The 12,844-nt window shown below is 63.0% G+C and carries 13 protein-coding genes; 6 read left to right on the top strand and 7 right to left on the bottom strand.

Translation table 11 applies throughout. The features are described 5' to 3' along the window. Positions 1 to 20 precede the first annotated feature (20 nt). Positions 21 to 389 (bottom strand): MerR family transcriptional regulator, encoded by a 369-nt coding sequence (locus RYH70_RS00185; protein WP_022997429.1) that lies wholly within the window; start codon positions 387 to 389, stop codon positions 21 to 23. A 78-nt stretch (positions 390 to 467) separates the two neighbouring features. On the opposite strand from RYH70_RS00185, the gene RYH70_RS00180 reads away from it, so the two are divergent. From RYH70_RS00180 to RYH70_RS00155, 6 genes are all read left to right on the top strand, one after another. Further along, positions 468 to 1,532, top strand: coding sequence for an SDR family oxidoreductase (locus tag RYH70_RS00180; RefSeq protein WP_022997428.1), 1,065 nt, complete (start codon positions 468 to 470; stop codon positions 1,530 to 1,532). A 64-nt stretch (positions 1,533 to 1,596) separates the two neighbouring features. Beyond that, positions 1,597 to 2,091: a pantetheine-phosphate adenylyltransferase gene (coaD, locus tag RYH70_RS00175; RefSeq protein WP_026948814.1), complete on the top strand. Its 495-nt coding sequence runs from the start codon at positions 1,597 to 1,599 to the stop codon at positions 2,089 to 2,091. A 79-nt stretch (positions 2,092 to 2,170) separates the two neighbouring features. Further along, a complete protein-coding gene (ggt, locus tag RYH70_RS00170; RefSeq protein WP_317009606.1) occupies positions 2,171 to 3,862 on the top strand; it encodes a gamma-glutamyltransferase in 1,692 nt (563 codons plus the stop codon). Between the two features lie 88 nt (positions 3,863 to 3,950). After that, a complete protein-coding gene (locus RYH70_RS00165; protein ID WP_317009605.1) occupies positions 3,951 to 4,697 on the top strand; it encodes a helix-turn-helix domain-containing protein in 747 nt (248 codons plus the stop codon). A 52-nt stretch (positions 4,698 to 4,749) separates the two neighbouring features. Next, entirely contained in the window at positions 4,750 to 5,109 is a 360-nt protein-coding gene (locus RYH70_RS00160; RefSeq protein ID WP_022997424.1) for a VOC family protein, read from the top strand. Positions 5,110 to 5,168: 59 nt separating this feature from the next. After that, on the top strand, positions 5,169 to 5,975 hold the full coding sequence (locus RYH70_RS00155) for a hypothetical protein (RefSeq protein ID WP_022997423.1): 807 nt from the start codon (positions 5,169 to 5,171) through the stop codon (positions 5,973 to 5,975). Between the two features lie 20 nt (positions 5,976 to 5,995). Here RYH70_RS00155 and RYH70_RS00150 read toward each other — a convergent pair whose 3' ends face one another. The 6 genes from RYH70_RS00150 to serA are packed head-to-tail and all read right to left on the bottom strand — an operon-like array spanning position 5,996 to position 12,800. Further along, positions 5,996 to 7,759: a monovalent cation:proton antiporter-2 (CPA2) family protein gene (locus RYH70_RS00150; protein WP_022997422.1), complete on the bottom strand. Its 1,764-nt coding sequence runs from the start codon at positions 7,757 to 7,759 to the stop codon at positions 5,996 to 5,998. Between the two features lie 33 nt (positions 7,760 to 7,792). Beyond that, the gene (locus tag RYH70_RS00145; RefSeq protein ID WP_063141373.1) at positions 7,793 to 9,091 is read right to left on the bottom strand and encodes a CsgG/HfaB family protein; all 1,299 of its coding nucleotides are present in this window, start codon (positions 9,089 to 9,091) and stop codon (positions 7,793 to 7,795) included. Positions 9,092 to 9,121: 30 nt separating this feature from the next. Next, positions 9,122 to 9,712: a penicillin-binding protein activator LpoB gene (gene lpoB / locus RYH70_RS00140; protein WP_022997420.1), complete on the bottom strand. Its 591-nt coding sequence runs from the start codon at positions 9,710 to 9,712 to the stop codon at positions 9,122 to 9,124. Between the two features lie 39 nt (positions 9,713 to 9,751). Then, a complete protein-coding gene (locus tag RYH70_RS00135; RefSeq protein WP_022997419.1) occupies positions 9,752 to 10,150 on the bottom strand; it encodes a YcfL family protein in 399 nt (132 codons plus the stop codon). After that, complete coding sequence (locus RYH70_RS00130; protein ID WP_063141371.1) at positions 10,147 to 11,517, bottom strand: COG3014 family protein; 1,371 nt, start codon at positions 11,515 to 11,517, stop codon at positions 10,147 to 10,149. The genes RYH70_RS00135 and RYH70_RS00130 overlap by 4 nt, the downstream gene beginning before the upstream one ends. A 53-nt stretch (positions 11,518 to 11,570) precedes the next feature. Beyond that, on the bottom strand, positions 11,571 to 12,800 hold the full coding sequence (gene serA, locus RYH70_RS00125) for a phosphoglycerate dehydrogenase (RefSeq protein WP_022997417.1): 1,230 nt from the start codon (positions 12,798 to 12,800) through the stop codon (positions 11,571 to 11,573). Positions 12,801 to 12,844 lie beyond the last annotated feature (44 nt).

Here is a 12,844-nt window from a genome sequence, read left to right as displayed (position 1 = left end):
GGAGCCAACCACAAACGCGCTCAGGTGCCGCGTGATCGCGCGGCACTTTCCTCCAGCTTTCGCTGCTCCCGCGCCAGCAGATCACGCACCTCGGACAGCTCCGCCATACGCCGCTCCACCGCTTCCCGTTTTTCCGCCATCAACGCCGCCCCCCGGGCACAATCAATACGATCGTCACGTAGCGCGTCCAGCACCTCGCGGATTTCCCTGAGGGAGAACCCCAGCCCTTTCAGTTGCCTCACCATGGCTACCCGCTCCACCGCCGGTTCCGGGTAATCACGGTAATTGTTACCACGGCGGTCCACTTCCCGCAGCAGCCCCTGTTTCTCGTAATAACGCAGCGTGTGGCGACTCACTCCGGTTCTTTGTTCCAGTTCCGCGATGCGCACCTTTCTCTCCGATCAATATTGACCTTAGAGCATACTCTACACTTTACAGTGGCGGGCCACTCATCAGGGAGAACCGTCATGACGCTACTGATCACCGGCGCCACCGGCTTTATCGGCCGTCACCTGTGCGCCCGGCTCACCGCCGGGGAGCAGCCCGTTCTGGCGCTGATGCGCCACCCGCAAGCCCTCGCCAAGCTCCGCGCCACCGTGGACCGGCTCGGAGGAAACAGCCACTACCTCGATGCTCTGCCCGGAGACCTGGATGCCCCCGATCTCGGCCTTACCGGCAGCCCGCCGCCACTGGACGCGGTGGTGCATCTGGGCGCCCGCTTCGGTTGGCGGTTACCAGCGGAAGCCGCACGCCGGACCAACGTTTCCGGCAGTCTGGCGGTGGCGCGACTGGCGCGGCATCAGCATTGCCGGCTGGTCTTCATCAGCGGCTTCATGCTGGAAAACCAGCGCCACCTGAAACGCCTGGGAATTGACGGAGAGGATCCGGCGGCCATCGACTGGCAACGGGTGTACCGTCGTGCCGGAGCCTATGAAGCCAGCAAAATGGAAGCGGCAATCACCGTGCGCTGGCGGCTGCGCAACGAGGACTGGGTGGAAGTACAGCCCGCCACGGTGGCGGGCCACAGCCTCAATGGCGATCTGGATCCGGCGCAACCCCTGCACGCTCTGATCGACAATCTGGCCCGGGGGCGGCTGGCGGTGGTCCCCGGCGGGCCCGAACATTGGCTGCCGTTGATTCCGGTGGATACCCTGGCCGCGATCATCGATCACGCCATCCGGGATCCGGCGCCGCCACGGCGAATCCTTGGGCTGGACCCGGGCACGCCAAACCTGAAGCCGATGCTGAACCTGATCGCCGAAACCCTGGGATGCCGCGCCCCCGGACTCCATTTCCCCATTCCGCTGCTCGCTCACTTGCTGCGGTTGCCCGCCCTGGCTCGATTCGCCAACACCGAACCGGAAGCGCTCCATTTCATCCAGCCGGAGCGGTTCGATCTGAGTGCCACCACGCCCTTCCTGGAACGCACCGGCGTGCGCCTCCCGCCCATGCCGCAAGTGCTTCGGGCCAGCGCCCGCCACTATCTGGAAAGTCACGGCCGGACATCGGAAAAACGGCAAGGTTCCCGGTAATGTGCGTGCGCGCATGGATCGCGTTATGCTTGGCGCCCCATTTCAAGGACAAAGCGAGCCGAACATGACCAATCGCGTTGTTTACCCGGGCACCTTCGATCCCATTACCAACGGCCATAAAGACCTTATCGAACGGGCCGCCGACATGTTCGATGAAGTGATCGTGGCGGTGGCCGCCAGTGAAAAGAAACGCCCCCTGTTCACGCTGGAGGAGCGCGTCGGGCTGGTGGAAGAATGCATTCAGGAACGCGATAACGTCCGTGTGGTAGGGTTTTCCCAGCTGCTGGCGCACTTCTGCCAGGACCAGGAAGCCAACATCCTGCTGCGGGGCCTGCGAGCGGTCAGTGACTTCGAATACGAATTCCAGCTCGCCAACATGAATCGCAAGCTGGCGCCGGAACTGGAGACCGTGTTCCTCACACCGGCCGAGCATTTGTCCTTTATTTCCAGCTCCCTGGTTCGGGAAATCGCGCTGCTGGATGGCGATGTCAGAGAGTTCGTGCCGGACAACGTGGCCATCGCGCTGGAGCGCCGCAAGAAAGAACTGGCCGGCGAGTAACACCGCCGGCCTGCTCGTTGGTGAAGATGCTTGGTGAAGAGAAGAGCCCACCGGTACGGATTGAATCAGGAGCCTCCTTATGACACCGCGTGCCTTGCTGCTGTCCCTGCTCGCCGGCTTGGCCTTGCTGTGCGGCACCACCGCCGCCGTGGCCGGCACCCCCGATAAAGCGGCCATCGCCAGTGCCCACCCTCTCGCCACCGAGGCCGGTTTTGAGGTGCTGGATCAGGGGGGTAACGCTTTTGACGCCGCCATCGCCGTGGCCGCCGCCTTGGCGGTAGTGGAACCTTACTCCGCCGGCATGGGCGGTGGCGGTTTCTGGTTGCTGCATCGCCAGAAGGATGGCTATGAAACCATGGTGGACGCCCGGGAAACCGCGCCCGCCGCTGCCACCGAAACGCTGTTTCAGGATGACCAGGGCAAAGTCGTGCGCGACCGAGCCATCAATGGTCCCCTGGCCGCCGGCATCCCCGGCCAGGCCGCGGCCTTCGTCCACCTGAGCGAGCGCTACGGGCGTCTGCCGTTGGCCCGGACCCTGGCCCCGGCGATCCGTCTGGCCCGCGATGGCTTCCCAGTGGAAGACCACTATCGGACCCTGGCCGGCTACCGCGTTGACGTCCTCAATCGCTACCCGGAAGCGGCCTCCATCTTTCTGCGCGACGGCAAGATTCCCGAGGTCGGCACGACGATCCGTCAGCCGGATCTGGCCAAGGTTCTGCAGGCCATCGCCGACCAGGGCTTCGACGGTTTCTACCGTGGCCCGCTGGCCAAGAAGATGGTTTCAGGGGTTCGCGAAGCCGGGGGTATCTGGACCCTGGAAGACTTGGAAAACTATCGGGTGAAAGAGCGGCCCCCCATCATTGGCGAGTACCGGGGAGCCCGTATCGTTTCCGCGCCGCCGCCTTCCTCCGGCGGGCTGGTGATGATGGAGACGCTCAATATCCTCAGCAATTTCAATGGCGGCGAGATTAGTAAGGACTTACTTCCTCATCTTGCGGTGGAAGCCATGCGGCGCGGATATCAGGATCGCGCCCGCTATATGGGTGATCCGGATTTTGTGGATATGCCTGTGGATAAGTTGGTGAGTAAGTCCTACGCCAAAGCGCGCGCCGCTGGCATTGAACTGGACAAAGCCACACCCAGCGCCAGCCTCGGTGATCCGGTGACGGTGGAGGAGGGCTTCCATACCACCCACCTGTCCGTACTCGATGGCGAAGGTAACCGGGTCGCCGCCACGCTCAGCATCAATCTGCCCTTCGGCAGCGCTTTCGTGCCCCCCGGCACCGGAGTCCTGCTCAACAATGAGATGGACGATTTTTCCGCCAAACCGGGCAGCCCCAACGCCTATGGCCTGGTCGGCAGCAAGGCCAACGCCATCGCTCCCGGCAAGCGCCCCCTGTCCTCGATGACGCCGACCTTCGTGGAAATGAAGGACGGCGTCGCCATTCTCGGGACCCCTGGTGGCAGCCGCATTATCTCCATGGTACTGCTCGGCGTGCTGGAAGCGGTGGATGGCAAACCGGTGGAAGACTGGGTCTCACGGGTTCGTTTTCACCATCAATACCTGCCTGACGAAGTGGAAGTGGAGCCGGACTTCCTGGACACCGCTGAGGCCCGTGGGCTGGCGTTACGCGGCCATACCCTGAAATCCACCGGCCGCCGCTACGGCAACATGCAGGCGATTTATTGGAATAAGCGTACCGGCGAGGTCACCGCCGCCAGTGATCCACGAGGCATTGGCGCCGCCCGGGTGCGGGCGCCGGATTCCTGAGGCGGTCCGGCGCGTGACGGCACGGATCAACCGGGTAAGATAGGGTTGATCCGTCTCACAATGGGAGGCCTCGACGGTGGACCTGTTGATGCCGCTCGCACCGCATCCCCGGTTGCGGCGTTACATCAGCCATTACTGGCTTAGCCGGAACAGTAGCGCCGGTGACCACCGCATCCTGCCCGATGGCTGTGTGGATCTGGTCCTGGCCGCCGGTCACGACCTCACCGTCACCGCCTACGGTTCCACCACCGCCCCGGGAACCGCCCGCGTACAGGCCGGCCATCACTATCTCGGCATTCGTTTCCATCCGGGACAGCACCGTCATTTTCTGCCTCTGCCGGCGGCGGAACTGCGCGATCGCGCCCTCCCTTTGCCAGACAATCGAGGACTGATCGCGACATTAGGTTCCCAAGTTTTTACCCATCCGCACCCATGTCGGATCCTCGATCAGCTGCTACTGGACTGGCTGGGGCATTATCCGGCGGAGACCGACGCCCTGGATCATTGGCTGCTCCACGCGCCCTGGAAGAGCGGTATCGCCTCTGTTTGTCATGCCTTCGGAGTGAGCAAGCGCCAACTACAAAGGCAATTTCAGCAGCGCCTGGGTATCAGTCCCGGGACCTTTCTGACCATCCGCCGCTGCCAATGGCTGATCCGAACCCTGACCCAAGAAGGCGTGCCGCCCCTGGCGGCGCTGGCCCAGGACGCCGGCTTCAGTGACCAGAGCCATATGACCCGTACCCTGAAACGGGTGATGGGCGTGACCCCCGCCGCCGCCATCTTGCCCGATCACGATGTCGCTTTTATTCAAGACGCGATGCGCGCCGCCCCCTAATCTGACACCTCCCGGAGCCTGTTCAGGGGCTCCTATCTGACGGAGATCGACGATGAAACTATGGTCAGGTCTGGTGGTGAAGGATCCCACGGCGGCACGGGACTTTTACGTGAGCCACTTCGGCAGCGAGGTTCTGTTCGACAGCGACTGGTTCGTTTTGTTGACCCTGGGGGGCGGCGAGCTAGGCTTCCTGAAGCCCGATCAGGCGGCACAAGCCCCCATGTTCCGGCAAACGGTAACCAGCGGCGCCTGGGTCGCCGTGGATGTGGACGATGTGGATGCGCAGTACCAACGATTCCGCGACGCCGGGGTCGACATCGAGGTGCCACTGCGGGACGAACCCTGGGGCGACCGTCACTTCGTCGTCCGTGATCCCAACGGTATCCCGGTGGATGTCGTGCGCCATGGATGATGGCGCCACCGCCACGGCGGGGAGTATCCTTGAGCGGAAATCGATGGCACGGTTGGTTCATGAAGTCTTTTTTTCCTACCCTGGCGATAGGTTTGTGTTTGCTGCTGATCGCTTGCGATGAGGGCCCCTCCCGGCCCGCGCCGCCGCCGCCTTTCTCCCACCCTCCGGGACCACCGGCGGTGGCCGGTGTACCCGTGGAAACACATCAGAGCACGGTGCGGCTGTTTCTGGACCATCTGGCCCGGAGGGAATCCGAAGCCGGCTGGGATCTACTCAGCCGGGAAAGTCGGGCGCTTTACCCCGACATCATGGCCTTCGCCCGTCAGACTTCGGAACTGGCGGAACTGGCCGCGGACCTGCTCGCCGACCCCGCCCTGACCTGGACCACCCGGGCCGTGGCGCCGGGAGCCCAGGTCGGGGTGACCACGGTGTCCGGCGAGACCCGGCGTGAGGGGATGACGGATAATGTGGCGTTCAGTTGGATCACCCGTTTCCAGCAAGGACGTCTGGCCATCGAGCTGCCGCCCCAGGCGGATGACACCCTCTACCGTTGGGAAAATCCCAGCGGCACCGGACCCGGCGGTCTTTACCAAAGCGACACCCCCCTAACCATTGCCTTTCCGGCAAACGAGGAGGGAGACGATAATGGCGTGGAAAGGGTGCACATCAGCCTGGACCAGCGTCTAAGCGTGGCGCCGATGACCGCGATGGAAAAAGAAGACGACACCATCCGCTACACTTTCGCTCCGGAATCCCTGGCGCCTGGCCCTCATGTGGCCACCGTGACCTGGTGCGATAGCGAACTGAAGATCTGGTACCAGAGCACCGCGGTCTTCGTCGTCACCGCCGCCCCGTCTCCAAGCTGACACGCTGCTGGAAATCGTGTCTATTCCTGCTCCCGATCCGCGCTGAGCAAGGACTGCAGCTCCTCGCGTCCACGAGCGGACAGCTCGATCAGTTTCTCCAACTCATCGCGGTGGGCCACCTGTTCGCGCAGCAGCCGCTCGTCCACTTCGCGGAAGGTGCGCACCAGATCGATGGCGGTGGTCTCCGGCAGACCCAGCTGCGTCAGTACCGCCTGGCTGGCGCGCAGACTGGATTCCAGCGTTTCCCGCACCACATGCTGCACCCCCAGCGCCAGCAGGGAATAGGCATGATGGCGGTCCCGCGCCCGGGCAATCAGCGTTACCTTGGGAAAATGCTCGAGAATCAAATGAGCGGCGCGCAGTGAGTCCTCCACGCCATCCACCGCCAGCACCACCACCCGGGCGTGCCCGATACCGGCATGATGGAGCAGATCCAGCCGGGTAACGTCGCCGAAATACACTTGGTTGCCGTAGCGCCGCACCGTATCGATGTGCTCCGGATTGGTATCCAGCGCGGTGAACGGAATGTTCCGGCTCAGCAGAATACGGCCAATGATCTGGCCAAAGCGGCCAAATCCGGCCACCACCACCTGTGGCTCTTGATTGTCGGGCATCGGCTCCTCGGGCAACGCGGCACTGGGCCGCTGTTCCGGCCAGAGCCGGGTAACCAGTTTCAACAGCAAGGGGGTGGCGGCCATGGACAGCGCCACCACCAGGTTCAAACGGCCGATGTCGTCGCTGCCCAATAACCCCAGAGCACCGGCCTGAGTGAACAGCACGAAGGCGAATTCACCGCCTTGACTGAGTAGCAACCCGAACAGCAGCGCGCCACGCCAGCTGTTGCCGGAGACTTTGGCGATCACCATCAACACCAGGGTTTTCAGCGCCAGCAGCGCCACACCCCAGGCCAGGATGTCCAAGGGTGCCCGCACCAGCAGGCGCAGGTCCATGGTCATGCCGATGGCCATGAAGAACAGCCCCAGCAGCAGTCCCTTGAACGGCTGAATATCGGTATCGAGCTGCTCCCGATAGGGCGAGTTGGCCAGCAACATACCGGCCACGAAAGCCCCCAGCCCCATGGACAGGTGCAGCATTTCCATCAAGGCGGCGGCGCTCAGAACCAGCAGCAAAGCCGTGGCGGTCATCAGTTCCCGGTTATGCAGCTTGGCCAGCCAGCCAAGCCAGGGATTCAGCAGATAACGCCCGGCCAGGACCATGCCGGCCAACGCCAGGAACCCGATCAGCAGGTTGGGTTTATCCGCGCCCTCGGCACCGCCGGCCAGGGCCGGCAGCAGCAGCAGCAGCGGGATCACCGCCAGATCCTGAAATAACAGAATGGAAAAAGCACCCCGCCCCTGGGGAGTGCCCAATTGCCGGGTCTCCACCAGCATTTGCACGGCAAAGGCGGTGGAGGACAACGCCAAGGTGGCGCCAATGGCGATAGCCGCGTTGGTGGGTTCACCCCACCACAGGAAAAAGCCGGTCAGCAGGGCGGCGCTGAACACCACCTGGCTCACCCCCATGCCCATCAGCTGGCGGCGCCGCGCCCAAAGCTGTTGTGGTGCCAGTTCGAGGCCTACCACGAACAGCATCAACACCACGCCCAGTTCGGCGAAATGCAGTACCTGATCCGCGCCCTGGATAGCGGCCAGGCCCATCGGCCCCACGATCACGCCGGCCACCAGATAACCGAGGATACTGCCCAGTCCCAGGCGCTGAAACAACGGCAACAGCAGCACCGCTGCGCCCAACAGCACTAACGCTTGTACGAAAAAACCTTCCATCGGCGGCTCCTCGGAATTGGCTATCGCGGCTCGTCAGTCCCAGCGGATCGGCGCTTCCGAGGAGCCGGGGGAGGGCGGCTGCCCGGCTGGCCCTTGCTCCCCCGATGCCACGACCCCCAACACCCGCACCCGGTCACCGGCCTGCACCGCGGCGGCGGCCCGGGTCACTCGCGCCAGCGCGTACCCTTCACGGGTCTCGATTACCCGCGCCCGGGTCAGCTCCGCCCCGGCCAGTTGAATCGGCAAACCGGTGTCCGGGTCCTTGATCTGCTCCCCTGGCCGGTACACCGACACCATCGCATCGGTTTCCAGCCGTCCCGCGCCCTGGCTCAGGTAGAGCATATCGCCGCTGACTTTCAGGACCCGCACCGGATACAGCACGTCCGTGGCGGCGCCACTCAAGGCACGGGCGATGCTGGGGTAAAGCCGGTCGGCCAGACGCTCGGGATGGCGGCGATCCTCGATGTTCTGTAGACGCGCCCAGGCCCGCACCGTGGCCTCGTCCTGCCGCCAGTCGAACAAGTCACTCCACAGCACTTCACCGGTGGCGGTATCCAGCATCCGGTAACGGATCCGCACACGGGGCTCGAACCCCTGGAAGTCGGCACCGTAAAAGCGACGTTGACGGTCGCCGATGCTGAAATCCTCAATGCGCCCCACCAGCAACACATCGGCGCCCTGCACCCGGCCCAGACGGGCCCATTCCGCCGGCTCCACGCTGCCACCGGACACCGTTACTCTTTCCTGTTCCAACACCGCCTGGTGGGCCCGATCAAGCACCCGGAACCGGCTTGCCTGCGTGAACGCATCGACCAGATCGTCCCGCAGCCGGCCTTGCACCTCGGCGGCGCCGATGGTCACTTCACCCAATTGATATTCATTGGCACGGGTTTCGAAAGGCATCACCGCGATGGCGGGAAGGTGTCCACGCCCCGGACGCAAGGACTGATAACGCAGCACCCGGGCTTCCACGCTCGCTTTCCACAAGGCGTCGTCGACCCGATCTACCGACAGCACTTGATAGCTCCGCAAGCTGCCCAGGGTAGGCAACTGTGGATCCGCTACCGAGGTCTGGCTGCCGATCCAGGTGCTGACGTCGCCCTGACGCTGAATCAACCACTGGCCGACCTTGCGCCGAAACGACGGGTCCACCGCCAGCGCCACGCCACCGGCCTGACGCACCGCGCCGACCAGCGCTTCGGAGACCGCATGTTGCGGTGTTTCACCATAGCCCTCGGCGGTCACCTTGACGGTTTCGGTGGCACTCCAGACCAGGCTGCTCAATAACAGACCGAGCGTCACCAGGAGGATTCTATAAGACCGGATCACCATAACTGCCTCCGTGCCCATTGGGGCAGCCGGTTATAAACCAAACAGGCTGCGGCTGCGGGTCTTGCGGATTTCCTTCTCGCCGGACCATTCGATGATGCCGCTCTGGATGTTCAGCAGTTTGAGCGTGAATTTGTAATACACGTCCTTGGTGCTGTTATCCCGTTTAACGATGGAGGACAGATTACCGTAGAGCATGAACTCGGCGCCGATCTGCCGCCCCATCTGGGCGGCGGTGGACTGATCCACCATGCCGGAGTCCTGTTGGTACTCCAGTTGCTGACGCACGCGGTCCACCACGGTCATGTCGACGAAACGGAACTTGCCGGAGTTGATCAGCCTGGACTGAATGGTGTCCGTGATGGATTCGGTGTCCACGTGCTCGCTGGTCTTATTCTTGACCCGGTCCACGAACAGCACCGGGCGACGGTTGCGGGTGAGTTCCACCACCGGTGGGAACACCATCATGTCATCCACCATCTTGGTGGCGATCATCTGCAGGTCGGAGGAGCCGAAATCCGGAGTCACGGTCTCCCGCGCCTGGGGGTCGCCGTACTCCACTTTCGAGGCACAACCGCTCGCCAGCAGCGCCACTCCCAGCATTATCGCCATCACTACGCGCATCTTCGCTTCTCCTCGCGGACATCCATTGGGGTCGGGGCGTTATTCACGCACCCAGATTTCAAAGCGCACGGCACTGGGGTTGGGCGCCACCGCCTGCACATTGGCCTGACTGCGGCCGGCCATCACCAACTGGCGCCAGGGTTGGGATTGCGGCGCCAGTTCAAAGCCTTGCTGGTCGAACCATTTGATCTTGTACTGGAAATCCAGTTCAAACTTCCAGCCGTTTTCCAGCGTGGCCTGCATGTACAGCAGGTCATTGACCCGCTTGCGCCGCACTTCCTCCACCGACAAGCGGCTGGCCAGCAGGCTGTTATTGGAGTACAGCTGCAAATGCTCGCCGTCATCCGCCACTTCCAGGCGCGACATATTACTGGCCGAACATGCCGTCAGCAGCAGCACTGCCAGCATCGGCGCGACGCGGCAAAGAAAACGGGTCATAAGGGTCCCTCCTGAACGGGTAGCACTCGGGCGACCAGACGCCCAGCGCGTTCGGTCACGTGAATCAAGGTTAAACCGCGCTCCATCACCGGTACGGTCACGCTAGCATCGCCCCCCGGGCTGCTCAACAGAACCTGCTGCTCCCCCACGGGCACGCTGATACGGCCAGCCTGGACGTAGGCCGGCAAGCCCAGCCAGCTGCGCCGGTCAGCCTGCTCGCTGATCAGGTTGAACAGCTGTGTGAGAAAGGCGCCGGCGCCGCCAAAGTCGTCGTTGGCTTTCTTCTGCAGATTATACTTGCCGGTGGCGCGCAGCACCTGACGAATCAGCATTCCCGGCGCCTGCTCCCGCAGATTTCGTGCCGCCAGGGCGCCGACATCCGCCAGCACCCGGGTTTGCGCGCTTTGCTCTCCAACGTGAAACGTCAGCGGCCGGGCCGCGGACCAGGACGTCACTGAGTAAGAAGGAAACGCCACCAGGAACAATCCATGCGGGGTGGGAATGGGCAGGCTCACTTCCTGCCGCGCCGGCACCTCGCCTTGTTCGTAGAGCACCGCCACGGTGCCAATGCCGCGCTCGCGATAGCCGTCCAGGGCCCGGGAAACCCGCTGCACGTCGGCCTTGAGCCAATCCGCCCGGGGATGCAGCTCCAGCGCCTTCTTATAGTCCACCAAGGCGTCGTTGTATTCTCCGTGGGCTTCCCAGAACAGCGCCGAGAGATAGAAGGTCCAGGCGTTCTGGAAGCTGCTTTTCACCGCGCCGGCGGCGAGATCCAGACCTTCGAAGTAACCTTGGTACTGGGACAGATCCAGGACGCTGGCAGCGTCCTCATCGGCCTTGGCCAGCTCTTTCTCACGGCGCTGTTCGGCCATGCGTTGCGCTTGCGCGGCCCGGCGCAATTCCACCGCGGTGCCGGTGACATCGCCGGCGGCCCAGTAGTTCAGCGCCTGATAGCTGTAAGTGAAAATACGCTCGTAATCCGGCGCCCGATAGGGCAGAGCGTTGTCGTTGATCAGCAGAGCGCCGGTCTGCGATGCCAGGCCGGTCACGCGGATCAGCGCCTGGGCATCGGTGTGCTCATAGTGGTTGATGACATCGGCGAACACCGTCCGGCTGGCGGCGTCGTTGCCCAGACGCTGCTGCAATAGCCCAAGTTCCTGCAAATAAAGCACCCCGTCCCGGCCCTTGCCGGCGCGTTCGAGGTGTTGAACGATGGAGGCGTTGCGGCCAGGAGCGGGATGGACCCAGGATTGGGCCTGGCTCGGATAAGGCTGGAACAAGGACCCCATGGCACAGCCGGCGAGCCAGAACGGCAACACCAGCATCAAGCAGAGTGTTTTGCTTTCCCAACCACGGCCTGCTTCCATGACAGCCCTGAAAGCCAGAGGACCCGCCACCGGACATGGCGGGCCCGATCGGTTTAGAACAGCACCCGGGTGCGGATGGTGCCTTCGATGGTCCGCAGCTTCTCCAGGGCCAACTGGCTGTAGCCCTTGTTCACGTCGATCACGACGTAACCGATATCTTCGTTGGTCTGCAGGTACTGGCCACAGATGTTGATATCGTTCTCGGAGAAAATGGTATTGATCTGGCTGAGAATGCCCGGGATATTCTGGTGAATATGCAGCAAGCGATGCATATCCGGGTGGGCCGGCAGGGCCACTTCCGGGAAGTTCACCGCGCTCAGGGTGGAGCCGTTATCCGAGTAACGGATCAGTTTCTCGGACACCTCGGTGCCAATGTTTTCCTGGGCTTCATGGGTGGAACCGCCGATGTGCGGCGTGAGGATGACGTTATCGAAATCCCGCAGCGGGCTGATGAATTCGTCATCGTTGCCCTTCGGTTCCTCCGGGAAAACGTCGATGGCCGCCCCCAGCAGGTGACCGTCCCTGAGGGCGGCGGTCAGCGCTTCGATGTCCACTACCTTGCCGCGAGCATAGTTGATCAGATAGCTCTTCGGCTTCATCGCCCGGATCTGCTCTTCCTTGATCATCCAGCGGGTAGCCGGGGTGTCCGGCACGTGCAGGCTGGTCACGTCACACATGCCCAGCAGGTCGTGGAGGCTCTGCACCTGGGTGGCGTTACCCAGCGGCAGCTTCGGCACCACGTCGTAGAAGTACACTTTCATACCCATGGATTCGGCCAGCACCGACACCTGGGCACCGATGTTGCCGTAGCCGACGATCCCCAGCTTCTTGCCGCGGATCTCATAGCTGTCCTTGGCGGATTTCAGCCAGCCGCCACGGTGAGCCACCGCGTTCTTCTCCGGAATGCCCCGCATCAGGTTGATGGTGTGGGCGATCACCAGCTCCGCCACCGAGCGGGTATTGGAGTAGGGCGCGTTGAACACCGGAATGCCGCGTTTCAGCGCCGCCTTGAGATCCACCTGGTTGGTGCCGATACAGAAACAGCCCACGCCGATCAGCTTCTCCGCCGCCGCGAACACCTCTTCGGTGAGCTGGGTGCGGGAGCGGATCCCCACGAAATGGGCGTCCTTGATAGCGTCGGTCAAATCGCTGCCGGTCAGGGCCTTGGGCAGTAGCTCCACGTTGTGGTAGCCGTTCGCCTTCAGATTATCCACCGCGTTCTGGTGGATGCCCTCGAGCAGGAGGATACGGATCTTGTCCTTCTCAAGAGAGGTATGGGCCATGGGTGGTCTCTATAGCGGGCTAAATGGGCGCGTATGGTATCATA

The sequence above is a fragment of the Alloalcanivorax xenomutans genome (assembly GCF_032810065.1).
Taxonomy (GTDB): Bacteria; Pseudomonadota; Gammaproteobacteria; order Pseudomonadales; family Alcanivoracaceae; genus Alloalcanivorax; species Alloalcanivorax xenomutans.
The sequence above is the reverse complement of the archived record's forward strand: the minus strand, read 5'-3'. Positions and strand labels throughout refer to the sequence as shown.